A 26,407-nucleotide genomic window follows, 5' to 3' on the forward strand; every position below is an offset into this window, starting at 1 on the left:
GCAGAAATGGGAGGGTCTATGCAGTTTCTGAATGTAGGAATGAATCAATACTTACCAGGAATGTAGGTGAAGTTTGCAGCTTAAAGGGTGATAAACAATTTTGAATAAATAGATAACCTGGGGCTTAAATTCTTCTTATATAGTTTGGTACAGGGTTGGAATATCCGCCAGTTGCAATGTGAGCAACCTTAATATTAACAACAATGCCGCTAAAGTCCTGCCAATAGCACTTTAGCGGCCATTATTTTACATTTTTTTCTTGCCAAAATGATAACTGATCATCATCATACCCACGGATCCTATCTTGATACGATAATAAGGATCATTTGCTTCAGGATCGAATGATTTCGGATCATTAGGTTTATAATAATAACTGTTGAGGGAGATTTCTGTAGAGAGAGAAATATGTTTGGTAAAATAATACTGTAAGCCCACTACCGGCGATAATCCATATCTCCAGGTACTGATAGTTGTAGTATTGGAATAGTTATAGGCGATAGAAACATCGGCGCCACCATATAAAAGGAAATTATCGATGACATGCCCCCATTGGTGCCCTATACGAACATCAGGATATAACCCTTCTGCACGTTCATTACTTAGCTCCAGGTTAATACCCGCACGTACAGCCCTTTTAGGGTGGTAATACCATTTATAGTTGATCATGTATGACTGCTGGTTCTTCTTCAGGAATGTGAGCACATTTGCAATGTCGATACCAATCTCATGTTGATAACGGAAACGACTATACGAAGTATCCTGACAAAAAACAGCGATACTGGTAAAAACCAGTATCGCCGTCATCATGAGTGTTTTCTTACTTAGTTTTATTAACCCAGTCACTCAGTGTATTTTTAATTTTTGTGATTTTTTTAGAGAAACTACCTTGAGATTTAGCTCTCATTTCGAACCAACTATCTACATCGGTACCGAAATATGGTTTCAGCATACCTTTCAAGTCAGCAATGAATGGATCACTATAAACGGTAGCAAGATCTGAAGTCTGGTCTTTGTAGAACACATACAAATCATAACCACCGCTGGCGTTATCTTTATAGCGGAACTCAGAAGTTTTATCGGTACCATTGTAACCGAAAATACTGATAGTACTGTTTATATCTGCTGCTTTATAGGTAGGGAGTTTGTAGTATTTCTTGGCATCCCATGAACCTTTAACGTTCAGGCTACCTTTCTCCAGCAAACCTTCTACGCTCACCAGGTCTTCAGAGAGTGACAGATTGTTGTAATCTTCGTTTGCAAAGCTCACTTTACCATTGAAAGCAGTCACGCAGTCGGAACCTGATTGCAGTTCAACAACAGCAGCAAACTGTGTGTTGGTGATCTTGTTTACCTTAATCAGATAATCATGTGGTTTCAGCGACAGTTTCAGCTGTACTGCCTGTGGGATTGGGAATGAACCCGCAGAGAAACTACCGGTATAATCCAGGCTGAACAGGGTAGTGCCGTCTTTTGTCAGGGAAGCTTTACACGCAGTAGGCAGGTAGATGTTTTCCATGTTTACCTGGAACTTGGCATCCTTATAACCAGTGATTGTAAAAACGTAATCGTTTTTACCAGCAGCAGGAGAAGAAGGGAAAGTTACCACGATATCTGCTGATGCAGTTTTTTCAAAAGCTTTAGTGGTAGCATTGTAAGTATATTTACCAGCCCAATGTGCAAAGTCAAAGCGAGACTCATTGTCCAGTTCTACTCCTACAAAAGCATTGTCCATCGCATCGGACAAGTCGTTAAGCCAGGTTTCATTTGCGAAATCACCGTCTTTCAGACCAGTAGTGCTGATCACAGATTGAATGAACGATCCATCCTTAATGTTTTTTAAACAGTTGAAGAGGTTTGTTCTTGTCTGAGTAAGTTGCAATTTATCTTCCCCAACAGTTGTAGGTTTCTGAGGTCCTTTTTCGTCAGAGTTTTTGGAAGAACATCCTGCCATGACAACCGACAGGGCAACACCGGCGCATAGGCCTTTGTATCGGGATAGGAACATAGGTGTGAATTAGTTTATATAGGTTCAAAATGAGCTCGCAAGATATATACTAAAAATATAATTGCATTAATATTTGATGTATAAATAAAACAAGGAAAGTTGATAATAGTCTGGACTACTATCAACTTTCCTTGATAAATTATGGAGATTTAGCTTTGTACTAGCTGAAGAGATAAAGTACATCTTCTTTGGTGAGTTTCTTCACGAAACCGTTATCATCAGCGATGATCTCTTTCACCAGTGATTTCTTCCGCTCTTGTAACTGAAGGATTTTTTCTTCTACGGTATCCTTACAAATCATACGATAAGCGAAGATATTTTTCGTTTGTCCGATACGGTGAGTACGGTCAATTGCCTGTTGCTCTACTGCTGGGTTCCACCATGGATCTACGATGTATACGTAGTCGGCCGCAGTGAGGTTAAGACCCACACCACCAGCTTTCAGGGAAATCAGGAACACACGGCACTCATCGTTACCCTGGAAGTTCTGGATGGCCTTTTCACGGTCCATCGTAGAGGTACTACCATCAAAGTATTCGAAAGGAATTTTCATATGCTGCAGTCGCTCTCTGATGAGGCCCAACATACCCAAGAACTGAGAGAATACCAACACTTTGTGATTGCCGATATTTTCAGAAATCTCACGGGTAAGCTCATGTAGCTTCACAGAGTGGTTTGGATACTGCTCTGTATCATTCAGGATAGCAGGGCTATCACAGATCTGGCGCAATTTCATCAAACCTTGCAGGATGGTCAGCTGCGAACGTTCCATGCCCTGATCTTCGATTACACCAAGGATTTTAGAACGATAGCTATTACGGTACGCATCATAAATATGACGTTGTTCCGCATCCATCTCACAGAAAATAACTGTTTCAATTTTTTCCGGTAATTCTTTCGCCACCTGTTCTTTGGTACGGCGAAGGATAAACGGATATATCAGTTTACGCAGATGTTCTTTTCTTTCTTCGTCCTGGAATTTATCGATAGGCGTTGCAAACTCATTACGGAAGAAGTCTACACTACCCAGCATACCAGGGTTTAGGAAGTTCATCTGTGCATAGATATCGAAGGTATTATTCTGCATCGGGGTACCACTGAGCGCCAGCCTGTTTTTGGTATGTAACAGTTGCGCCGCTTTGGTCACTTTAGACTGCGGGTTCTTGATTGCCTGCGACTCATCGAGTACTACATAGTCAAATTCAAGTTTCATTAGCAGCTGCACATCACTACGCAGCGTACCATAAGTGGTGATGATAATATCAAATTTACCCAGTTCTTCCGCTGTTTTCAGTCGGGTAGGACCATGGTGAATATGATGTGTTATCTCCGGTGTGAATTTCTTGATCTCATTTTCCCAGTTATAAATCAGGGTGGTCGGACAAACTACCAATGTGGTACAGCGTCCATGTTTGTTTTTATAGTACTGAATGAAGGTGAGTGCCTGGATGGTTTTACCAAGACCCATATCATCAGCCAGAATACCGCCCCATTTGATTTCATCGAGGTAGTTGAGCCACTGGAAGCCGCTTTCCTGGTAAGGACGCAGTTTTGCATGCAGGTTTTCCGGCAGTTCAATATTCCGTATCTCATCAAACTGCAACAGCTTTTTACGTTTCTGTTCCAGTTCAATTACTACCGCTTCATCATCAATAAACTCGTAGAGTTCATCAATAACAGAGAAGTTATATTTACTGAGTTTAAGACCTTTATCTTTTTCTTCCCCTACTTTAAAGAGCAGAGAATATTTGCGGAGCCATTCTTCCGGAAGAAGACCCAGACTGCCATCAGCTAGCTGCACATAATTTTGTTTATTGGCAAGTGCAGATTTAATATCCTTGATGGATACACGCTGATCGCCATACAACACTTCAATTTGTGCATCGAACCAATCGATGCCGGAGCTGATCTGGAGATTGGTTACCGGCTTATGGGAACTGAATTTGAAGTTCCGCAGGTTGTCGAAGCCGAAAACCCTTACGTCCATTTCTTTCAGGGCGTCGAAGAAGAGGAAGAACCAGTTGTTTTTCAGTGCTTCTTTGGCGCGCAGGTAGAAATAGTTGTTGTTATCGATCTGCGCAAAATTGGTATGCAGTGTACGGAGTTTGGCTACAAACTCATCTTCTGCTTCCTTATTGCGATGAATGACGATTACTTTATTGCCTTCCTGAACGGTGATTTTACTTTCATCATTCCATTCTACTTCCTGACCGCGGTAAGCAAATCCAGGCTGAATGATGAATGTTTCGCCCATTTCCTTCAGGTATACACGTGCTTCCGGTTTGATGTCGTGCACTTCTGCCAGCAAGCCTGTGTCGAATTGGATATCGTATTGGCGGCTCATTGGCAGCAGGTAATCTTTGAGATATACCGGCCATTCCTTGGTTGGAATTTTTAGTTTACTATTCTGACGGAATAATTCTACGTGTAATGAATCCTGTGGATTTTCGAACATATAAACTACGTTCTTATACAGGAAGAGCAACGGACTATCCCATGCATTGCGGGATACGTTTACTTCTTCGCCTTCAATAGACACAAAACATTCTATTTCCACATTGGAAGTGGTAGTATGCGTTTTGATGATCAGTCGAAGACGTTCCGCTCCTAATTGAACAGCGACCAGGTTCTTGGTCTTGAATGCCTGTCTGTTAGGTAACAGGAATATCAGTCCTTGTTCAGCCGCTTGTGGGAACAACTTGGCTAATTTAGGATGCAGGTATTCCAGCATTAATTCTTTTGTTTCGGTAGGCAGCTCTTCTGCATTTTCGTGGGTAATATTTTCCCATATACCGGCAAAAGGAGAATTCTTGCTAAGGAACTTACTTACTTCTGAATTCTGGAGCTTACGTACAGGAGCGATCAGTTCTCTGTCTTTCTCCTTGTATTGGTAAAAGTCCACATATTTGGATAAATCCAGCTTACTGGCTAGGGAAACGAATTCAGTTTGTTCGTCGTTTACCTCACCGCTAACAAGATCTATGCGGAAGTAAGGATATAATGTTTCGTTGGCATTGAAAACCGTTGCCAGACGTTGTGTTGCAGTGATAGTTTCATCTACGGGAGCTGGGGCCGGGGCCTGTTGCCTGCCGATGGTAGTGCCATCTACTCTTTTGATGCTAGGGTCTAATACACGAAGGAAAGGTTTCCCATCGGTATAGGTAAAAGTGAATTTACCTTCCAGATCATCGCTGAGGGAGTAGCCGTAGAGGGAGAGAAGTTTGTTTTTCTCTTTGTCCCAGTTACGAAGCGTATCGAAATAAAACGGTCCGTGTTTCTGCAGGAGTTGCAGGAAGAGCGCTGTTTTATGCACACAAAGGGCATGTTCCGTTTCATCACAGGTACAGTGGGTATCGAAGAATCGTTCTTCGTTACGCTGTATGATTAAGGGAAATTCCTCTGCGTCGATGTGGATGACGGCTTCTACTTTTTCATCTTTTGCGGAGATGATTTTCGCGGGATGTTCTTTCGCCAGTTTTTCAGCTTTTGCGAAGATACCGCCGGAAGTAAGTAGTTTAATGGTTTTGAGGTCGATAGACTTCATTTTGATCAGCGTGTGTTGCTGATCAAATTGTGTTTCGAAGCTCTCGAACTGGTTTTTGTCCAGCATTTCCTGGAGCTGGAAAAGTGCGGCTGCTTCGTGACGGCAAATGTCTCCAAGGTTATAAGGACATTGGCAGCGGATGGACATACCCGATGTATCTCCGTATTTGTTGATGGATACACGGTAAAAATTGGCATGAGTGTCGCTCTTCACGCGGAAGGTAGCTGATTTTAATACCGGATCTGCCTCAATTAATTCGACACCACCGGTAGAAAATATACGCTTCCCCCTGCGGATCACTTCATCAGTGCCGTTGTTATAAACATATTTAAGCAAATGGGGTAGCGACATACTATCTCTTGTTGCCAGTCTTTTATTTTACCAGCCAAAGGGTTAAAGTAAGAAAAATAAGTCATCGGCGACTGGTAAAAAGGCAATCCACAAAAGTAAGCAGAAAATTGCTAATGAAAAAAGCTCATCTGCCTATCTCCGATAACATATCTTTTCTTTAAAAATAAGTAAAAAAGAGCATTCTAAACGCACTGATTCTCACTTAAATTATAGGAAACAAAAAAGAATGCCGGTGGTACCAGCATTCTTTTTAACGAAGGTTTATAAAAATTTAATATTGTTTGTCCGTCAATAAAAGGACTAAATACCCTTAAATCGATGGTTCTGCAATGAGTTCTCCGTTCTTAAACAGGGGCAATACATTGGCACCATCGGCAGTCAGGCAATACTCAATATCTTTTTCCAGGTGGTATTTAGACAGGCGTTTGTAGTGAGAGGCCTGTTTCATAAAAGTATAGATATCTCCCTGAGCGGCGCTGTACAAGGTTTCAGCGGCGATTGCGGAGTCGCAGTTGACATCAAAATGGGATTTGATACGGTTAACTACTGCGCCTGCGAAGAGGGTATCTTCGAGGTTTACCCTGTCTTTCCAGGCAGCGCAGCCAAGAATAACGTTTTGTCCCTGTGATATAAGGTAGTCGCAAACTGCGGTAATATTAGGGAAGGAGCCGGTCACTATCTGGATGGCATCTTTAGCCATGTGCAGTAGTTTAGTACCGTTGGTGGTAGTGAGTACCAGTGTTTTACCTTCAATAAATTCTCTTGGGTACTCAAATGGGGAGTTGCCATGAACCAGGCCTTCCGCCACTTTGCCATCGCGTTCGCCGGCGGTGATACCGCCAATAGCGCGTCCGATGTTAACACATTCTTCTACAGAGGCCACAGGGATTACTTTTGCGGCGCCATTGTACAATGCAGTACAGATGGTTGATGTAGCACGCAGCACGTCAATAATTACTACGATACTGTTTTTAACATCATAAAGATGTAATAGAGCCGGAGATAAACATACTTCCAGGCTGGGTTTGTTGCTTTCTGTCATTCAGTTACGTTTTTCTTTAATCAAGGATCACTCTCCACTTGTCCGTTTCCGCATATTCCTTAATTGCATCGTTGCGAAGACTCAATAGCTTCGTCATGTATTGCAGCAGATAAAATCTTTCTACTATACGGCCTAACCAGCCATAGGGAGTACCAAATTCCATCATATCTATCATCACTGTACCATTCCCTATCTCTTTAAAGAAGTGATCATGTTTCATGAAGGTAAAATCGCCTTCCGTCATTTCATCACAAAAATGTTCCCCGGTGGACATCTGGGTGATTTTAGTGGTCAGTTGCCTGAGTTTACCCAGATGGCGGGCTTGCCAGGTAACTGATTCTCCCCAGGAAATTAAACCACTGGTTTTGCCTTTGATAGGCTCTTCTCGGGTATGCTCCATACTTTTCTTATGGAGCGTAATGCTCCGGCTCAGGTCAAAAACCCGCTCCTTAGGAGCATGGATTACGGTTGTCAGATGAATAGTGGGCATAGATATGGTATAATTATAAAAATTCCGGTACCCGGAAAATAAGTTTTCCAGGCACCGAAATTAATAACTTTAACCGGCTATTCATATTCCTATAGCCTGGCCGAATATTTTAATTATCCCAGAAAAGGCACTTTTACCACTTTTGCCTTCAGTGATTTATCTCTAACGGCGATGTAGATTTCACTGTCCAGGGTTGCTAAAGGAGTTTTTACATAACCCAGGCCGATAGCTTTCTGCAAGGATGGAGACTGTGTACCAGAGGTTACACGGCCAATTACATTACCAGCAGCATCTTTGATTTCGTAATCGTGGCGAGGAATACCTTTGTCCACCATTTCAAAACCTACCAGTTTTTGTTCAATACCGTTTGTTTTCTGTGCTTCGAAGATAGCACGTGATGGGAAGTCTTTGGTAAATTTGGTAATCCAGCCCAGACCTGCTTCCATAGGAGAGGTACGGTCGTCGATATCATTACCATAGAGGCAGAAGCCCATTTCCAGACGCAGGGTATCACGAGCACCTAAGCCAATAGGTTTCAGACCTTTAGGACCTCCTACTGCAAACAGTGCATCCCAGATTTTATCTGCAGCGCCGTCTTTATCTTCAAAATAAATTTCGATACCACCAGCACCGGTATAACCAGTAGCGCTGATAATTACGTTAGGAACACCAGCAAATTCGCCTTTCGCGAAAGTGTAGTATTTCAGGTTTACCAGATCTACTTCAGTCAAAGGCTGCAGCATACTGGAAGCATTAGGGCCCTGAATAGCCAGCAGACCGGTTTTGTCAGAGATATTATGCATCTCTACATTGTTGGTATTGAACTGACTAATCCAATTCCAGTCTTTTTCGATATTGCTTGCATTTACTACCAGCATATACACATTGTTTGGCTCAATGCAGTATACCAGTAAGTCGTCCACAATACCACCTTCATTGTTAGGCAGGCAGCTGTACTGGGCTTTACCTGCGGTCAGCTTGGAAGCATCGTTGCTGGTTACACGCTGGATCAGGTCCAGTGCGTGTTCTCCCTTTAAGATAAACTCGCCCATGTGACTCACATCAAACACACCGGCATTGGTGCGGACAGCCTGATGTTCATCATTAATACCCGTATATGATATTGGCATGTTGTAGCCTGCAAATGCAGCCATTTTAGCACCCAACGCTATGTGCTTTTCTGTAAAAGGCGTGTTTTTCATACTTATTTTTTAAAACGCGGCAAAAATAGCATTTTGGGGCTTACGAAAGCCAGACAGAAATTGACACATGACTTTCAGCAGACTAAACCGATATATTATAAATACCTAAAATACAATGAAATAGTAAAAAGTTCTGGCATGAAATTCCTTATTGGTGAAGGGTAATCCGTAATTTTGCATTCACACCCAAAATTGTTTTGCTGTGAAAAAGATAACCTGGCTGTTACCATTGGTAGTTACTACCATGTATGTAAATGCGCAGAAGAAGAGCGACCGAAAAACCCTGACAAACCTGCAACTGCACATCAATTACCTCAGCAGCGATAAACTGGAAGGACGCCGGACAGGCGCTCCTGGAGAAAGATTGGCAGCTGAATATATTGTGTCTCAAATGCAGCAGATAGGGTTGACCCCCAAAGGCACCGATGGCTTTCTTCAAACATTTACTGTAAAAGAAGGACTGGAACCAGCTCCTTCCTGCTCTTTTGAACTGAATCACCATCAGCTCAATACCGGCAGTCAGTATATTCCATTACCCTTTTCGGCACAAAAAGCAGCAAAAGGAGAAGTTTTGCCACAAGCCAATGAACCAGAAAACATATGGTTGATCAACGTTACGGAGATAGATAGTACTAAATATAAAACAGGCCTGGACCTGTATCAGCAGGAAACTGCTGCTGCAGCCAAATCCGGCGCTACAGCCGTTATTTTCTTTAATGGAAAAGAACAACCTGCAGAAGTAAAAAGCTGGTTACAGCAAAAACCCACAACAGCCAGCATTCCGGCGGTTTGGGTAGCAGCAGATATCAGCAAATTACTGGCAGATGATGACGCCAACAGTTTCCTGATCAATATGCAAATTGCCCTTCAACCAGTAAAACAATCCGGGACTAACGTGATCGGCTATATTGACAATAACGCCTCTCGCACAGTGATCATCGGTGCACATTATGATCATTTAGGTTTTGGAGAAGATATACAGGAGAACAATAAATTGTACAACGGCGCCAACGACAATGCCAGCGGCATCGCAGCATTACTGGAAATCGCCCGCCAGGTGAAAGCTTCTAATCTCCATAACAGCAATTATCTCTTTGTAGCCTTTTCTGGTAATGAGCAAGATCTGAGCGGCTCTAAATACCTGACAGGCCATAGCCCTGTTGATCTTGGACAGGTAAATTATATGATCAACCTGGATATGATAGGCCGGCTGAGTCCTGAAAATGGGTTGCAAATCGGTGGAGTAGGCACCAGCCCCGCCTGGTCTTCTTTGTTGCAGGGAAGTGCAAAAGAAACAAAAATCGTGTATGACCCAAGCGGTATAGGCCCTTCTGATCATACCTCTTTCTATAAAAAAAATATTCCTGTACTGTTTTTCTTTACCGGCCGGGAAGACTTTCATAAGAGCGGCGACAGCGCTGATAAAATCAACTATGAAGGCACGCTTACCGTCATGAAAGTGGTGTACGACCTGATAGACAAGACCGATGGAAAAGATAAACTCGCCTTTTCCAATACCCCGGATCCACAGACAGCCGCCATCAAATAAGTCGAAGCTGATGCTGATATAATAACGAATTTTATAAATTCGCAATTTGTTTGCTGCATCACTTGATGCACTGACAGCTATTGTGTAATTTGTAATTCGTAATTAAATCCTGAATGGACGAAAAACTGGCGGTAGTTTATAAATATTTTCAGCTACTGGAAAATTTTTCAGCAGATGTTGCTGAATTTGCCAGGATATTTCATCCAAATATCATCCAGACAGAATATCCCAACCAGATGTCTAATGATATTAAACAGCGGAATTTTGAGATCATTATGGAGAGTATGGCCACTACAAGGCTGATACTCAAATCGCAGCACTATAGCGTGCTAAAGGCGTTTGAAAATGGGAATACACTGGTCGTAGAAGCTAAATGGACCGGGGAAATTGGGGTAGATGCAGGAAAATTTCGCCGCGGACAGATAATGAAAGCTTTTATTTGCACTATAATTGAGTTTCGGGACGGTAAAATTTATCGTCAACGTAACTACGATTGTTACGAACAATAACAGGAAAAGATATGGGAAAATTATTTTCAATATTATCGCTGGCAGCTTGCCTGATGATGGCTTGCAACAGCCAGCGCAGTGAAAAAACGATGGATAGATCGGCATATGACGTGATCACAGAAAAAAGCTATGTTTATCGTGAGATGAAACCAGCACCAGGCCCATTGTCTGATTCTATACAAAAACTTAAAAAAGAATTGACTGATTATCTTGACCAGCAAGGGTTTAAAAGACATATGGCCGGTAAAGACAGTCTGCTCTTTGTTCGACCAATCAACAGGAAGTAGTTATCGACCTTCCTACACCACAGGATGCATGGGAAGCTAATACCATTATTGTTTTCGATCCGGCCAAGAATCCTCTTTTTGTAAATCTGCATAAAGGCACCAGCCAGATCGATCATTATATTAAAAGCAAATAACCCGTTTTTACTTTGGCTATTAAGCAACATATAAGACTTACCGTTGACGCAGTAGTATTTGGATATATACCAAAGGAAGGCATCGTGGTGCTGCTGATTAAACGTACTATTGAGCCTTACCTCCATAGCTGGGCGCTTCCAGGTGGATTTGTACGCGATGAAGAATCCCTCGAAGATGCCGTTACCAGAGAACTGCTGACAGAATCCGGCGTGAATATCAATTACCTGGAGCAACTCTATACTTTTGGAGGCCCTGATCGCGACCCGAGAGGCCGCGTAGTTTCTATCGCTTACTTCGGACTGGTAAACCCAACCAATTATAAGCTGGCAGCCAGCTCCGATGCTGAAGACGCCTCCTGGTTCAATATCAAAGATCTTCCGGATCTTGCTTTTGACCATGCTACTATTATTGACCTGGCGGTGAAACGCCTGCGAAATAAAATAAGATACGAACCTATCGGCTTCGAACTCCTGGATAAGAAGTTCCCCATCGCCGACCTGGAAAAATTATACGAAACCCTGCTCGACAGATCTATCGACAGAAGAAATTTCCAGAAAAAAATTAATCACCTAGGTATACTGATCGCACATAACGAAAAACAAAAACAGGTATCACAAGGCCGTCCGGCAAAGCTTTTCAGCTTTAATGAAGACAAATACTTCCAACTGAAAAAGGAGGGTATGGCGTTCGAGATTTAACCCCACATCTTTATTTTGTGTATTTTTTACAAAAAATATTTTGGAGATATAAAATACCTGCTTATATTTGTGTCATAATTACACAAAATAGCACCGAAGATGCACACAAAGCCCACAGGAGTTATTATCGCCAGATTTCAAACACCGTCCTTACATGAAGGACACCTGGAAATCATCAGGCAGGTGAAAGAGCAGCACAACAGAGTGCTGATAGTACTTGGCGTTAGTCCGGTAAAAGGTAGCCGTAAGAATCCGCTCGACTACCACACCCGCGAAAGAATGATCAAGCAACAGTTCCCGGAAATTGTTGTACTCCCACACAGTGATCAGAAATCAGATATTGTTTGGTCCAACAAACTGGACGAACTATTACACAATACGTTTCCGCATGAAACATTTCAGCTGTATGGCAGTCGCGATAGTTTTATCGGCACATATTCCGGGCGTTATCCAACAGTTGCGTTGCCACCGGTGAGTGATTACAACGCCACCGCCATGAGGGAAGCTATCTCTGATAAAGTATTTGACACAGAAGAATTTCGTGCAGGCATCATCTACAATACCTACAGCCTTTTTCCTTCTGTATATGCCACAGTAGATATCGCCGTTTTCCGAAACAACAAAACTGAATTGTTACTGGGAAGAAAACCTAACGAATCCGCCTGGCGGCTACCAGGAGGGTTTTCAGACCCTACAGACGAATCTTTCGAAGCCGCAGCACGCCGAGAGCTACAAGAAGAATGCGGCACATTTGAACCAGGCGCCTTTGAATATGTTTCTTCTGTACGAGTAAACGACTGGCGCTATCGTTCTGAAGTGAATAAAATCATCACCACACTTTTTGTCACAGACCTGATCTATGGCGAACCAACTGCAGGAGACGATCTGGAAGCTTTAAGATGGGTAAACGTAAAAGATATTCCACAGCTGATAGATCATCAGGAAATCACAGATACCCACATCCCATTGATGCAGTTGCTGCTCAAAAAATATTCTACCCAAGACTAAAAACTTACTGCTATGACAAAAGAGAATCTCGTTTTGCTGGCTGACGCTTATAAATATTCTCATCACAAATTATATATCCCTGGTACCGAATTCATTTATTCCTATCTCGAGAGTCGTGGTGGTAAATTCAATGAAACCGTGTTCTATGGCTTACAGTACTTCCTTAAAGAATACCTCGAAGGTGTAGTAATTACCAAAGAAAAAATAGATGAGGCAGAGAAAGAATTAATGGAGGTTTTTGGTAGAAATGATGTTTTTGACAGAAGCAAATTCGACTATATCATCGAGAAACATGGTGGTAAATTACCAGTACGCATCAAAGCTGTTCCTGAAGGCACGGTAGTGCCTGTACGAAATGTACTGATGACCATTGAAAACACCGACCCTGAATGTTTCTGGCTTACTAACTTCCTGGAAACTTTATTAATGCAGGTATGGTATCCATGTACAGTAGCCTCTGTATCCAGAGAGATTAAGAAAGTAGTAAAAGAATATTATGATAAAACTGCCACTGCTGAAGCGTTTGCAGGAATTGATTTTGTTCTCAACGATTTCGGATTCCGAGGCGCCAGCTCTGTAGAAAGTGCAGGAATCGGCGGCAGCGCCCACCTCGTCAATTTCTCAGGCAGTGATACCATCCCTGGTTCTACATTTGCAAAAAGATACTACCAGGCAAGCACCGCACCCGGCCTTTCCATCCCAGCCACTGAGCATAGCATTTGTACCCTTCTCGGCGAAGAAGGTGAACTGGAAATCTTTAAACATGTGCTGAATACTTTCCCCACCGGAACGATCGCCTGTGTTTCTGATTCCTACAACATCTTCCGCGCCTGTGAACAATACTGGGGCACTGAACTGAAAGAACAAATACTCAGCAGGCAAGGTACACTCGTTATCCGCCCCGACAGTGGCGACCCCATTCAAACACTCCTTCGGATATTCCAGATTCTCATGGAGAAATTCGGTTTTACCATCAATGAAAAAGGATACAAAGTATTGCCTCCACAAGTGCGTGTAATACAGGGCGACGGTATTAGTTACTCTTCTATCCCTGGTATTTTCGCGGCACTGGAGCAAGCCGGTATCAGTGCCGAAAATCTCGTACTCGGTATGGGTGGCGCCCTGCTCCAACGCGTTAACCGCGACACACAGGAGTTTGCACTCAAATGCTCCTATGCTCAGGTAAATGGTAAACATATCGATGTACAGAAATCTCCGACAGAAATGGATAAAGAAGGTAATCTTCGTACATCTTTCAAAAAATCTAAAGCCGGAAAACTCAAGCTGGTATTAGAGAGTGGAGTATTTACGACACTGCGTGAAGAAGAGAGCCCAGAGCAGAAAGATTTACTGCAGACCGTTTTTGAAAATGGTGAGTTGGTGAATACGATTAGTTTTGATGAGGTGAGGAAGAATGCAGCGATTTAATTTCTCTCTTGCAAAAATCACAGGCTGAAGGCCTGTGATTTTTGCAAGAGAGAAGGGGCCCGCCTGCGGCGGGCCCCTAAAACCCCGATAATGGATTAAACGGAGAGGCTCCCCGCGGCCGCGGGGAGCCTCTCCGTTTTCCGACAATGCCGAAGGCGTTGTCAGAAAACGGGAGAACATTCGAGAAAATAATTTTTATAACTTCATCCTATGTATCTACTCATACCCGGACGCCATCATCTTTTAACCGATTTCCAGTTCAAATACTTGAACCGCCTCGTAAAATCAGGCATAGAAGGCACTATAGACGGTATCATCTTTGCCGTTACCTCCGCTAATCACAGCGGCACCAAACGTAATCCAATTCCTTTCTACCTCCGCGCCATGATCATACAGGAGTTCTCCAGCTACCTGGATGTACCTGTACACGTTTATGGCATCGATGATGTAGGAGAGATCCCTAACTTCACCGAATATACGTTGAAAACCATCCGACATTCCAGCGAAGGGATACACCACCTTACGCCAGAAAACACACTGGTAGTATGTTCTACGGTAGTGAGACATATGTACGCCGCCTTGGGATTTCGTATACTCACGGCCGAATGGAGTGAGACAGAACAACGCCAGGTAGCCACCATGCCATGGGATGTAATTAAACTGGCAGTAAAGTCGCCCAACTGGCGCACCGATACAGATATCCTCAATGAAATGCATCCCGCCACCTATAAAATCTGGGCACTCTATAATCTGGGCGAAAAGGTGAAAAATATCCTTCGTGACCCTATCATCGGCTCTGATGGTGATCTTACCGCGACCCGAGATTATAGCATCTATGTAAAACAAATGGATGATATAGCCGCATTAAAGTATAAAGAAACTGCTCCCTACATTCAGCCTGGAAATATCGGTGATATCGGATGCGCCGCCGGTTCCTGGATAAAAATTGCTTGCGAAGATGAAAAACTCCATGAGTGCGACTTCTACGGCATTGAGGTTTCCAGGCATCTGTATGATATCTGCCTCCAACGCAAGCATAATGGAGAATTCGCCAACCCATCCGTTTTTTTTGCACAGAAAAACGCTGTTAGCGGGATTGTATTCGACGCAGATAGCATGAATACGATACACACTTCTTCTCTGACACATGAAATCGCATCCTATGGCAGCATTAAGGATCTAAAAACGTTTATTCATCACCGTTATAATGAACTACTGCCAGGTGGTGTATGGATTAATAGAGATGTAGTAGGACCGGAGAATAAAGATGAAACCATACTGTTATGGCTAAACGAAAATGACGGAGACAATCATCTCGACAGACCAGATACAACAGACACGCATATCCTGGCTGATTATCTCGCCAAATTATCTACCAAAGCGATATTCAAACAATTTGCACAGGACTTCCGACATGCCGAAAAATACCAGCTTAAACATAGCTGGGTAACTATCAACGGCGTGGAATACTGCCAACTTTCCATGCAGGATGCCTGCGAGTTTATGTACAAAAAAGACTACCACGATAACTGGCTCAGTGAAATGCATGAAACATTCTGCTTCTGGAGCTATAATGACTGGAAACAACACCTCGAAACTGCAGGATTCAGGCTGGATAACCTTTCCCATCCATACAGGAATGAATGGATAGTGAAAAATAGGCTGGAAGGCAAAGTACAGCTCCTACGGGTAAACGAAAACAATGCACTCAGCGAGATTCCCTTCCCCGACTCTCACATGCTGTTACTCAGCAGAAAATAATACGTTGTAAAAAAAGCAAAGCCGGAATAAGATTATTCCGGCTATTACCTAAACCTACAACTGTTACACTGTTAGTAACAAAACTTAAATATCTTAATTCGAATGAATCTCATTTAATGGTACTTCTTCATAAGAAGCTACCATGCGCTGGCGGATGTAGCGTTTCTTAGAAATCCTACCCATACCCAGTTTCGCCATACCCATATCTACAATCATGTAAACAACTGGCACTACGATCAGCGTAAGGAACATAGAACTTATCAGACCACCTATAATTACCCAGGCCAGACCATTTTTGGTAGAAGCCACACCACCCGTTGCCAGTGCGATCGGCAGCATACCAATTACCATCGCGATAGTAGTCATCAGGATCGGGCGGAGACGTGCGTTGTTCGCATGTATCAGCGCCTGGTAAGTACTTTGGCCCTGCTCTTTCATCTGGTTGGTAAAGTCCACCAGGATAATCGCATTTTTGGCCACCAGACCGATCAGCATGATCATACCAAGGATAGTGAAAATATTGAGCGTATTATTGGTGAGTGCTAATGCAAGCAAGGCACCGATAATAGCCAACGGTATGGAGAATAATACAACAAACGGATAGATGTAGTTATCGTACAGTGCCACCATGATCAGGTATACCATTACGATAGATATAAGCAATGCTGCCCCCAAAGTACCAAAAGAGTCGCCCTGGTTTTCAGCATCTCCACCGAATACGAAACTAATACCGGCAGGTCTTTTCATCTTCTCCAGCTTAGCGGCAAACTCCTGGGTTACAGTACCGGACGGGCGTCCCATCACCTGTGATTGTACAGATACAGAAGTATTCTTATCTCTTCTTTCCAGATGGCTAGGTCCAGAACCTTCAGTTACGGCTGCAAATTGCGATAATTTTATGAGTTGTCCTTTATTATTTATGAACTGAATGTTAGAAACATCTTCCAGGTTCTTTCTATTGAAGTCATCGAAGCGCAGATTGATATCATATTCATAGTCGCCCTGACGGAACTTCATCTTAGAATCGTCTGCAGTACCACTGAAAGCAGTTTGCATAGTACCACCCACAGCATCCAGCGTGAGGCCAAGTGCAGCCATCTTATCACGATCCACTTTTACGTTGATTTCCGGGTTACCTTCTTCTACGGAGAGTTTCACCTCACTGGAGCCTGGAATAGTTTTCAAGGTGTCCATGGCAATTTTTGCGAATGCCATTACGCTATCCATTTCAGAACCCATCACAATCAGCTCTACTGGCGCACGTTCGGCAGTACCGAGGATACTTACGTCCGTTGTTTTTACTTTCACGCCTGGCAGGATTGCTTTCAGCTCTTTCTTGATTTTAGCAGCATAGATATCAGAACCATCTTTACGTTCCTCTGCTGGCACCAGCATCACCGTGATCTCAGATTTATAAGCGGTAGACTGTGATGTTCCGAAGCCATCTTCTGAAGTCTGACCTACCGTGGTAATGAGTCGGGTGATTTCTTTTTTCTTATTCAGGTATTGTTCAGCAGTACGTGTAGCCTGGTTAGATTGCTGAACAGATGCATCTTTAGGCATTTCCAGCTGTACGATGAACTGTCCGCGGTCTCCTTTAGGGATAAACTCTCCACCAATATAACCTTTACCTACCAGCATGAAAGAGAGGAACAGCAGACCCAAAGAACCCAGGATAGTCCAACGTTTGTGAGCCAAAGCCCAACGCAGGAGACCTGTCATCCAGTCGGTAAATTTCTGCAGTTGTCTTTCAAACCAGAGAATGAATTTTTCGAAGATATTTTTACCGGTGATATGTTCCAACTTACCCAGTCGGGAAGATAACAGTGGTACGATCATGAAGGAAGAGAGCAAACTCAACATCGTTGAAATCATTACCACCACACAGAACTCACGGAGGATTTTAGATACCAGTTCGTTGGTTAAAGAGATAGGGAGGAACACCACCACAATTACTAACGTAATGGACGTTACAGTAAACCCGATTTCTTTTACACCATCAAACGCGGCACGGACACGGTTTTTACCCATCTCCATGTGACGGTAAATATTTTCCAGTACCACGATCGCATCATCCACCAGGATACCTACTACCAGAGAAAGACCCAGCAGCGACATCAGGTTCAGGGAGAAGCCCATTAGCTTCATACCGATGAAGGTAGCGATCAGGGAAGCCGGAATGGAGATCATAACGAAAAGGGCACTACGAATACTGTGCAGGAAGAGGAGCATCACCACTGCCACCAGTACTACCGCCAGGATCAGGTCATGTATTACAGAGTCAGCAGATTCCAGTGTAAACTCAGAAGAGTCGTTTGCCACCAGGATTTTCAGCTTGTTAGTTGCATATTCACCTTCGATTTTCGCAATGGCTTTTTTCATTTCCTCACTTACGGTAACCGCGTTGGCATCCGTTTGTTTCTGTACCTGTAAAGCGATTGCGTTTACACCATCTACACGTGCTATACGTTCTGCATCTTTCTGGGAGTCTTGCACATCAGCAACGTCCATCAGGCGCACCTGCGTGCCGTTGTCTAATGTTTTCAGTACCAGGTTGCTCAGTTGGTCTACATCTTTATATTTACCAGCCAGACGGATCAGGATTTGCTGATCTACTGTTTTTACTTTACCGGTAGGGAAGTCGAGGTTAGCATTGGTGATCAGCTGGCGCAGTTCCAGGATAGACAGGTTGAATGCCTGTAATTTCTTTGGATCTACGTTGATCTGGATCTCACGTTCCTGGCCACCGATCAGGGATACCTGGGCAACGCCTGGTAAACGGGAAAGGATAGGCTGGATCTTTTTATCCATCAGATCATAGAATGCTTTATCATCCATTGTTGCCGTGGCAGACAAGGTCATGATAGGCAAGTCATCAATAGAGAACTTATTCAGTGAAGGTGGTTTTGCATCACCGGGGAGATCAGCGAGGATAGCATTTACCTTACGCTGAGCGTCCTGGAGGGCGATGTCCACGTTCGCATCGTTATTCAGTTCTACGGTGATGATGGAAAGGCTTTCAGAAGATTTAGAAGTAATCTTCTTAATTTTTTCCATGGATGCAACCGCATCTTCAATTTTTTTGGTGACAGTACTTTCCACCTCATTAGGCGAGGCGCCCGGATAAACGGTGGAAATGGTCACTATCGGAGAGCTGAACTTAGGCAGGAGCTCATAGTTCAGGGCTTTATAGCTCATCACGCCTAGCAGCGTAAGGATGGTAAACACCACCACTACGACGGTAGGTCGTTTTATCGATACTTCAGTAATCTTCATGTTGAAAGAGTTTGTAGTCCCGGAAACACGTTTTCCTTATTTCGCAGCCTGTTGAACCGTTACGCTAGCGCCATCAGTCAGGTTGATCTGACCGCTGGTGATCACGGTTTCGCCTTCGTTGAGGCCTTCACGGATTTCTACCTGGTCGCCGATGATACGGCCTGCAATTACTTTACGGATTTTAGCTTTGTTACCATCCATAACATATACCTGGTTACCATTTACACCACCTACGAATGCTGTACGGGCGATGAACATAGCTTTATCAGTTTCAGGAGTTGCAAAGTGTGCAGTACCATACATGCCGGCTTTCAGTTCTTTGGCAGATTGGTTGGCAACTTCCATTTCAACAGGGTAGTTGAGGGAGTTATCACCTTTGGCAGCGATGAAAGTAATGACAGCATCGTATTTAGCTTCCGGATATACAGAAGATGAAACTTCTACTTTCTGGCCTTTTTTCAGGAATACTACTTGTCCTTCTGGCACATTCACTGCGAGTTTCAGGCGACTAACATCTACGATATCAAACATTTTGTTACCAGCAGAGAGGTAAGCACCTTGTTCGATATATTTTTTGTTGATAACACCGGAGATAGGTGCTTTCACATAAGTGTCGCTGAGGCGGCGGCTGGCAGCTTCGTAGCGGGTTTTAGCTACATCGTACTGCAGGCGTGCATCATCTACTTGTTTCTGGGTAACACCACCAGTCTGGAAAGCAGCTTCATATCTTTCTTTATCAACTTTCAGTTGTTGCAGATTAGCTTTTGCAGATTCCAGGTCGGTATTGAAGAGCTGACCATCGATATAGGCGATTACCTGGCCTTGTTTTACCGCACTGCCTTCATCTACCAGGAGTTTGGTAATGCGACCATTGGTTTCCGCCATGTAGGAAAGTTCGCGTACAGGAGTGAAGTTTCCGTTTGCCAGGAAGCCTTGTGCAAAGTCGTTGCGGGTCACTTTCTGGATCAATACAGGAACATCACCGATATTACTTTCTTTTACGAAATTGATTTTGTCTTCGTTGGCTTTTTTATTTGCGTTGAGCTTCCACATTATCAGTACTACTGCACCTACCGTTACCAGGCCCCAGATAATAAATTTTTTCATCTGCAAATAGTTTGAGTTGAGTTTTTATGACTTGCTTTTCAGCAGTTGTTTTCGTTTATTCGTTTAGTTTAGAAGATTTTTCAGATTACCCTGACTCTTAATGATGTCGAGTTCAGCCAGTTTATATTGCAGGAGTGCATTATTATAGCTGTTCTGTGCATCAGTGAGCGAGGTTTCTGCGTTGAGCAGATCTGTGAGGCCGGCGAGACCAAGTTTGTAGTTATTCTGTGTAGAATAATATACTTCATTGGCGAGCTCCATGTTTTCCTTCTGAGTATTGATGGCCGTGATGTTGGTGCGCATGGTGAGTTTGGCATTTTCATACTGTGTGTTGAGTGCCAGTTTGGTTTCATCCATGGTATATTGCAGTTGACGTATGGTGACGTTGGCCTGACTTACTTTTGAGCGGCGTCCGAAACCATCGAAGATTGGAATTTTCAGTGAGAGGCCGATTGCAGAAGTACCATACCACAGTGTACTGTTTACTGGATCTTTTGCAAACATCCATTGATTACTCATACCGTTGTAAGAGTAGCGACCAAAGAGGGAGAGAGAAGGGTAGTTCTCTGCCTGGTAAGCTTTTTTCTGGAACAGCTGCAGTTCTTCCTGTTTACGCAGCACACGCATTTCTGTTCTGTCTTCCATATTCATTTGGTCATATTTCAGTACAGCAGCTGCGGAAGACTCAATATCTTTCAATGGGGTCATTGGAATAGAGAAAGAATTTTCCAATGGCATACCCATTACACGTTTCAGATTATTTGTCTGCATGGCAAACTGGTTAAGGGTTTGAATGCGTTGTGTCTGAAAGTTGGTAAGATTTACTTTAATTCTATCCAGGTCGATTTTTTTAGCGAGACCATTATCATATTGAGATTTGGTAGCGCCCACCAGGTCTGTGAGTTTAAGGATATTGCTATCCAGGGATTTTAGATTTTCCTGGGTGATGAGTAATTGATAATAGAGCTGAGTGACGTTATAGATAACATCTTCAGTCGATTGTTGTGTAGCAAGTTTGTAGTATTGTTCACCGGCTTTAGCAGCTTTAAGACCCGTAAACACGCTCTGGTTAAAGATTTGCTGATTCAGCTCTGCACCAGCGCTAGCGCCGTATTTCACGCCAAATGCGAGTACTACATTTTCACCAGGTTTTCCTAGTGCATCACCAGGAAGTATGGATTTTGCCAATTGCAGATTATCGGTGTAATTGGCGGAACCGTTGATTTGAGGGAGTGCCTGGGAGCGTACTTCTTCCGTTTTGAATTTACCCATGTCTTCGTCCATTCTTGTTCTGGCAAGACCTTGGTTATTATTCAGAGCAAACTTCAACGCTTCCGGGAGAGTGAGTGGCGCTTGGGCATAGCAATGAGATACACCTATCCCCAACAAGAGGATAAGCGACAACTTTAATCGCTTCATACTGTTTAGATTAGCCTGGTAATTTTATTCTTCTTCCTTTATTTGTAGATACTGGTAAGCGAGTTTATGACCTTGAAGGGTAGCAACTCCCAGTATAAAGTGACTGGTAACTTCATCCATCACCGAGGAAATTTCATACTGATCAGCGGGATAGTGAATTGGGTCAAAAGCAGCTTCCAGCTGAAGTTGGCGCATACGAGCAGTAACTTCGAGATTTAAGTTTTTGCGAAAAATCCCTTCATTCATACCGCGTTTCAAATTATCTTTTATGCCAGTCAGAATACAATCGGATTGAAAACGCTGTACGATTTTCCAGGTTTCCGGATGATATTTTTCTATTTCAAACAGCATCACAGGATTGAGTGTACGGGCTTTTGAGCGGATGAACTGCATTTGATTCACGAGTTCTTCGATGGCATTGGCTGAATCACTATGATTCTTTTCCGCGAACTGGATATGATCGTTTAACAGTTCATTCATTGATTCTCTGATGAGCGACTGTTTATCTTCAAAATGTTCGTAGAGTGTTTTTTTAGAGATCCCGCATTCGCGTGCGATATCAAACATGGTGACACCTTTAACGCCATAAGACCTGAACATTTTCCTGGCCGCCTCCATTATCCGTTCTCTCACTTCCATGGTAGCTGTTAATTATTTAAGCTTTTATTCCTTTAATAAAGATTTCAAGTAAAAGTTTCTGTTGTTCGAGGACCTGGTTAAACAATTCATCGTCCATATCCTCGTTGGGATTTACATGATCAGGTACGCTATAACGTAAGCCCATCATGGCCATCACTAATGTTTCAGCAGTTTTATGCGCATTTTTCACTTTGAACTCTCCGTTGGCAACGCCGATTTTAATGATTTCGGCATGGATTTCAATTTCTCGCTTTTTAGCGGCGACCATCTGATTGCGGATATCATGTTTACTGTCTACCAGCATTTTAAATAGTTCCAGGCGACAGAATTTCATCACGAAATTGCGGCGAATTTCAATTATTTGAAATAAGGCTTTGGTGGCCGACTTGGCAGTCTTGACTTCATTTTCCATTTCCTGGAAGTACGATTCGCCAATTCTTTCCAGCACAGCCTGGTGCATCCCATTTTTATCTGTGAAATAATAATAGAGGGATGCTTTAGAACAGCGAAGGTCATCGGCGATCTCGTTCATGGTGGTTTTAGAAGCACCGTAGTGTGTAAAGCGCTTCAGGGCCGCCTCGAGGATCTTATCCCGCATTTCATCTTTGTTCTCTGCTTGCATTAACTTTCTGACTTTTTTAGTTTCAAGGTCAAAATTAGCAGATTTTTCTTAATAAGTAATGAACAGATTTGTATTAACAATGATTTAACTTTTTTAACAGAAAAGTCAAATAGTCAAAAACACTTGATTAGAAGGGGTTTATAACGGGGGAGGGAGTACGAAAAAAAATTTCAATTATTTTCCGGAGTGGGCTTGTGTTTGGGGAGAAATAGAGAAAAAGAAAAAGCCCACCTCTATAGAGATGGGCTTTCCTCCTTATAAATAAATATGAACTTATTTCAGTTTATTGAGGGCAGCTTCCAGTTTTTCGAACATAGCTGGGATTTCTTCCTTCACGCAAGTACCAACGCTGAGGCGGTACCAAGGAGAGGTTTTGTCGCCACCGAAAGCGTAGAACGGCACCAGGGCCATTTTAGCTTCATCGAGGATATAAGAAGTAACGGCAGCCTGGTCAGCCAGTACTTTACCATCAGCAGTGGTTTTACCCACCAGGTCGATTTTAATGGTAAGATAGATCGCAGCTTGTGGCGCGATAGCTTCTACTTTATGACCAGCATTTTTCAGTTTATCAAAACCCTGGTAGATTTTCACCAGACGTTCTTCGATTTCACCTTTGAAGTGTTGGAGATATTTATCCACATTTTCTTTCTGAACGAGGTAACGGGCAGCAGCTTTTTGTTCAGCCATTGGACTCCATGCACCAACGTGAGAAAGGATGGATTTCATTTTACCGATTACGTGAGCAGGACCGAGCGCCCAACCAACGCGAACGCCGGTAGCAGCAAAAGCTTTACTCATACCATCGATGAAGATGGTATAATCTTTCATTTCAGGACGGAGAGAAACCGGGTTGTAGTGATGTGTTTCACCAAAGGTGAGTACCCAGTACATCTGGTCAAACATCACGTAGAGTGGTTTTTCGTCGGCGCCGCGGCTTTTGTTTTCCGCCAGTACCAGGTCGCAGATGTCTTCCAGTTGTTTCTTACCGAAAGCGGTACCAGTAGGGTTCTGTGGAGAACAGAGCGCCAAGAGGGTAGCACCTTTCAGGAGAGGTTTCAGTTCTTCAGCAGTCGGCATGAAGAAATTTTCAGGAGTTGTCTGCAACACTACGTGTTCCGCTTCGAGGAAGTGCGTATAGTGGTTGTTATTCCAGGAAGGAGTTGCGTATACTACTTTTTCACCACGATCAACGATGGTACGGAAAGTAGCATAGATGATAGGACGTCCACCGCAGGAAATAACGATTTCTTTAGCGGGGTCGTAGGAGAGGCCTTCACGTGCACCAATGAAATCACCTACCGCTTGTCTGAGCTCCTGGATACCATCCGCAGGAGGATAATTGGTCAGGTGTTCCTTGTAAGCTGTTATGATCTCCTGTTCAAACTCAACCGGGATTGGGAAAACCTTCGGATCAAAATCGCCGATCGTAAAATTGTAGATCTTATCACCCTTGGCCTGCTTCTCTTTGATTTCAGCTGCTAATTTGATGATTTCAGATCCAATCAGTGTTTCGGCTAAATGAGACAGTTTCATAACCTGCTTATTTTTGTTGGTTTTAGAAAAATTTTTCTGCGCCGCAAAACTAACCCATTTGCAGATAATTTAAAAGATTGCCAGTATTCTTTTCATAATCTTTAACAAAAGACACAAATACCGTATTTCTATCTAAAAACAAACCGTTTTTTTATCCATTCACGTAATATTATCATTTTCATGCATATTTTGATAACAATAAATTATTGTGAAGAACAGGCATATTTAAGTGTATAAGATGTGATGAAATTAGGCTGGTTGACAAAACTTTCTATCTTTGTTTACTGTACATTTACAGCATTTTTGGGGGTATCATGTGAAATGCAGGCAAGAGAGACCCTGCAAGACAAGCTACCATAAGAATGACAAGCAAACTTTATAGATCATGAAATTTATTGTTTCTTCCTCTACTTTATTAAAACAATTACAACAGATCAGCGGTGTTATCAATTCTAATACAGTATTGCCAATACTGGAGGACTTCCTGTTCCTGATTGACAAGAACGAACTGACTGTAGTTGCCACAGACCTGGAAACTGTTATGCGGGTGAAGCTGGAGGTGGAAGCCAAGGAAAACGGAAGGGTATGTATCCCTGCTAAAATCCTGATGGATTCCCTCAAGAACCTGCCGGACCAACCGCTGACCTTCCACATCGATCTTAACTCATATGCAGTGGAAATCACTTCAGACAACGGTAAGTACAAGGTAATGGGCGAAAACCCGGAAAACTTCCCTAAAGAACCGGCTGCTGATGAAACCACATCTTTTACCATGACCGCCACCGGCCTGGTAACTGCGATCAACAAAACACTGTTCGCTGTCAGCAACGACGATCTTCGTCCTGCCATGACCGGCGTGTTCTTTGAACTGGCGCCTAACAGCCTCACCTTCGTATCTACTGATGCTCACAGACTGGTGAAATATGTTAGAACCGATGTTCAATGCCCGCAGGCTGATACCTTCATCGTGCCTAAAAAGCCGCTGAACCTCCTGAAATCACTGCTGCCAGACAACGACTCACAAATCAAAGTGGCCTATAGCCAAAACCACTTCTTCGTTCAACACGAAGGAGCTCAGATGATCTGTCGCCTCATCGACGCCAGATTCCCTGATTATAAAGTGGTTATTCCTAAAGATAACCCTTACCGCCTTACCCTCGTTAAGAGCGACTTCCAGAACGCACTCAAACGCGTTGGTGTTTTCGCTAATAAATCTACTAACCAGGTAGCACTCAATATCACTGGCAGTGAACTCCAACTCTCTGCACAGGATGTTGACTTCTCTTTCGAAGGTAACGAGCGTATGAGTTGCCAATATACCGGCGATGATATGCAAATCGCTTTCAACGCTAAATTCCTCATCGAAATGCTCGGTGCAGCAGAAGGTGATGAAATCAACATTGAACTCGCTACCTCTACTAAAGCAGGTATCCTCAAACCTTCTGAAAAAGAAGAAAATGAAGATCTGCTGATGCTGGTGATGCCACTCATGCTGAATAACTAATCTTCTTTTCCTGGTAGCTCATTATAACGATCATGACTACACGGAAACTAAATATTTTGCTAAAAGTTCTTGCTTGAAGCATAATGATAATACATAAAGCAATCTCTCACAAAGAGGTTGCTTTTTTCTTTATCCACAGCCCCGATCAGCCATTTTTTATTGCATAAATAGTCGTAATTTCTTACCGGAATAAAGAATCAATACACCGTTTTTTATAGTTAGTGCCCGGAATAATTTTCACTGCCAATAGTAACGATTGCGCGTATACGAGAAAGAAGCAAAGCCTCCCGTTATTATT

20 protein-coding genes are annotated in these 26,407 nt (G+C 43.1%); 8 read left to right on the top strand and 12 right to left on the bottom strand.

Features of this window, described 5'->3' with window-relative positions:
• Positions 1-246: 246 nt before the first annotated feature.
• The 6 genes from ACE38W_RS11280 to gcvT all read right to left on the bottom strand — a co-directional run bounded on the left by ACE38W_RS11280 (position 247) and on the right by gcvT (position 8,634).
• On the bottom strand, positions 247-843 hold the full coding sequence (locus ACE38W_RS11280; protein WP_375830917.1) for a hypothetical protein: 597 nt from the start codon (positions 841-843) through the stop codon (positions 247-249).
• Positions 818-2,005, bottom strand: coding sequence for a hypothetical protein (locus tag ACE38W_RS11285; protein ID WP_375830919.1), 1,188 nt, complete (start codon positions 2,003-2,005; stop codon positions 818-820). Before ACE38W_RS11285 ends, ACE38W_RS11280 begins: the two co-directional genes overlap by 26 nt.
• A gap of 160 nt (positions 2,006-2,165) precedes the next feature.
• Positions 2,166-5,900 (bottom strand): SNF2-related protein, encoded by a 3,735-nt coding sequence (locus ACE38W_RS11290; RefSeq protein WP_375830921.1) that lies wholly within the window; start codon positions 5,898-5,900, stop codon positions 2,166-2,168.
• 310 nt (positions 5,901-6,210) lie between these two features.
• Positions 6,211-6,942 (bottom strand): 2-phosphosulfolactate phosphatase, encoded by a 732-nt coding sequence (locus ACE38W_RS11295; RefSeq protein ID WP_375830923.1) that lies wholly within the window; start codon positions 6,940-6,942, stop codon positions 6,211-6,213.
• A gap of 16 nt (positions 6,943-6,958) precedes the next feature.
• Entirely contained in the window at positions 6,959-7,432 is a 474-nt protein-coding gene (locus ACE38W_RS11300; RefSeq protein ID WP_375830925.1) for a cell division protein, read from the bottom strand.
• A gap of 113 nt (positions 7,433-7,545) precedes the next feature.
• A complete protein-coding gene (gcvT, locus tag ACE38W_RS11305; RefSeq protein ID WP_375830926.1) occupies positions 7,546-8,634 on the bottom strand; it encodes a glycine cleavage system aminomethyltransferase GcvT in 1,089 nt (362 codons plus the stop codon).
• Positions 8,635-8,836: 202 nt separating this feature from the next.
• Between gcvT and ACE38W_RS11310 the strand changes: the two genes are divergently transcribed.
• The 7 genes from ACE38W_RS11310 (at position 8,837) to ACE38W_RS11340 (ending at position 16,009) form a co-directional block, all read left to right on the top strand.
• Positions 8,837-10,183, top strand: a complete 1,347-nt coding sequence (locus tag ACE38W_RS11310) for a M28 family peptidase (RefSeq protein ID WP_375830928.1) — start codon at positions 8,837-8,839, stop codon at positions 10,181-10,183.
• Positions 10,184-10,296: 113 nt separating this feature from the next.
• The gene (locus tag ACE38W_RS11315; RefSeq protein WP_375830930.1) at positions 10,297-10,692 is read left to right on the top strand and encodes a nuclear transport factor 2 family protein; all 396 of its coding nucleotides are present in this window, start codon (positions 10,297-10,299) and stop codon (positions 10,690-10,692) included.
• Between the two features lie 11 nt (positions 10,693-10,703).
• Positions 10,704-10,979 carry a hypothetical protein gene (locus tag ACE38W_RS11320; RefSeq protein WP_375830931.1) on the top strand — a complete coding sequence of 92 codons (276 nt, stop codon included), beginning with the start codon at positions 10,704-10,706 and terminating at the stop codon, positions 10,977-10,979.
• A 146-nt stretch (positions 10,980-11,125) separates the two neighbouring features.
• On the top strand, positions 11,126-11,812 hold the full coding sequence (locus tag ACE38W_RS11325) for an NUDIX domain-containing protein (protein ID WP_375830932.1): 687 nt from the start codon (positions 11,126-11,128) through the stop codon (positions 11,810-11,812).
• A 99-nt stretch (positions 11,813-11,911) separates the two neighbouring features.
• Positions 11,912-12,820, top strand: coding sequence for an NUDIX domain-containing protein (locus ACE38W_RS11330; RefSeq protein WP_375830934.1), 909 nt, complete (start codon positions 11,912-11,914; stop codon positions 12,818-12,820).
• Positions 12,821-12,832: 12 nt separating this feature from the next.
• The gene (locus tag ACE38W_RS11335; protein WP_375830936.1) at positions 12,833-14,248 is read left to right on the top strand and encodes a nicotinate phosphoribosyltransferase; all 1,416 of its coding nucleotides are present in this window, start codon (positions 12,833-12,835) and stop codon (positions 14,246-14,248) included.
• Between the two features lie 210 nt (positions 14,249-14,458).
• Positions 14,459-16,009, top strand: coding sequence for a transferase (locus ACE38W_RS11340; protein ID WP_375830937.1), 1,551 nt, complete (start codon positions 14,459-14,461; stop codon positions 16,007-16,009).
• A 93-nt stretch (positions 16,010-16,102) separates the two neighbouring features.
• Here the strand turns inward: ACE38W_RS11340 and ACE38W_RS11345 are convergent, their stop codons facing one another.
• From ACE38W_RS11345 to ACE38W_RS11370, 6 genes are all read right to left on the bottom strand, one after another.
• Positions 16,103-19,285 (bottom strand): efflux RND transporter permease subunit, encoded by a 3,183-nt coding sequence (locus ACE38W_RS11345; RefSeq protein ID WP_375830938.1) that lies wholly within the window; start codon positions 19,283-19,285, stop codon positions 16,103-16,105.
• Between the two features lie 36 nt (positions 19,286-19,321).
• A complete protein-coding gene (locus ACE38W_RS11350) occupies positions 19,322-20,392 on the bottom strand; it encodes an efflux RND transporter periplasmic adaptor subunit (protein WP_375830939.1) in 1,071 nt (356 codons plus the stop codon).
• 63 nt (positions 20,393-20,455) lie between these two features.
• The gene (locus ACE38W_RS11355; protein ID WP_375830941.1) at positions 20,456-21,811 is read right to left on the bottom strand and encodes a TolC family protein; all 1,356 of its coding nucleotides are present in this window, start codon (positions 21,809-21,811) and stop codon (positions 20,456-20,458) included.
• Between the two features lie 24 nt (positions 21,812-21,835).
• Positions 21,836-22,450, bottom strand: coding sequence for a TetR/AcrR family transcriptional regulator (locus tag ACE38W_RS11360; protein ID WP_375830942.1), 615 nt, complete (start codon positions 22,448-22,450; stop codon positions 21,836-21,838).
• Between the two features lie 16 nt (positions 22,451-22,466).
• Positions 22,467-23,072, bottom strand: a complete 606-nt coding sequence (locus ACE38W_RS11365) for a TetR/AcrR family transcriptional regulator (RefSeq protein WP_375830944.1) — start codon at positions 23,070-23,072, stop codon at positions 22,467-22,469.
• Positions 23,073-23,345: 273 nt separating this feature from the next.
• The gene (locus ACE38W_RS11370) at positions 23,346-24,605 is read right to left on the bottom strand and encodes a pyridoxal phosphate-dependent aminotransferase (protein ID WP_375830946.1); all 1,260 of its coding nucleotides are present in this window, start codon (positions 24,603-24,605) and stop codon (positions 23,346-23,348) included.
• Between the two features lie 385 nt (positions 24,606-24,990).
• Here ACE38W_RS11370 and dnaN point away from each other — a divergent pair, with 385 nt between their 5' ends.
• Positions 24,991-26,109: a DNA polymerase III subunit beta gene (gene dnaN / locus ACE38W_RS11375; protein ID WP_375830947.1), complete on the top strand. Its 1,119-nt coding sequence runs from the start codon at positions 24,991-24,993 to the stop codon at positions 26,107-26,109.
• Positions 26,110-26,407 lie beyond the last annotated feature (298 nt).

Origin of the sequence: Chitinophaga sp. Hz27 (assembly GCF_042263525.1) — a bacterium.
Classification (GTDB): domain Bacteria; phylum Bacteroidota; class Bacteroidia; order Chitinophagales; family Chitinophagaceae; genus Chitinophaga.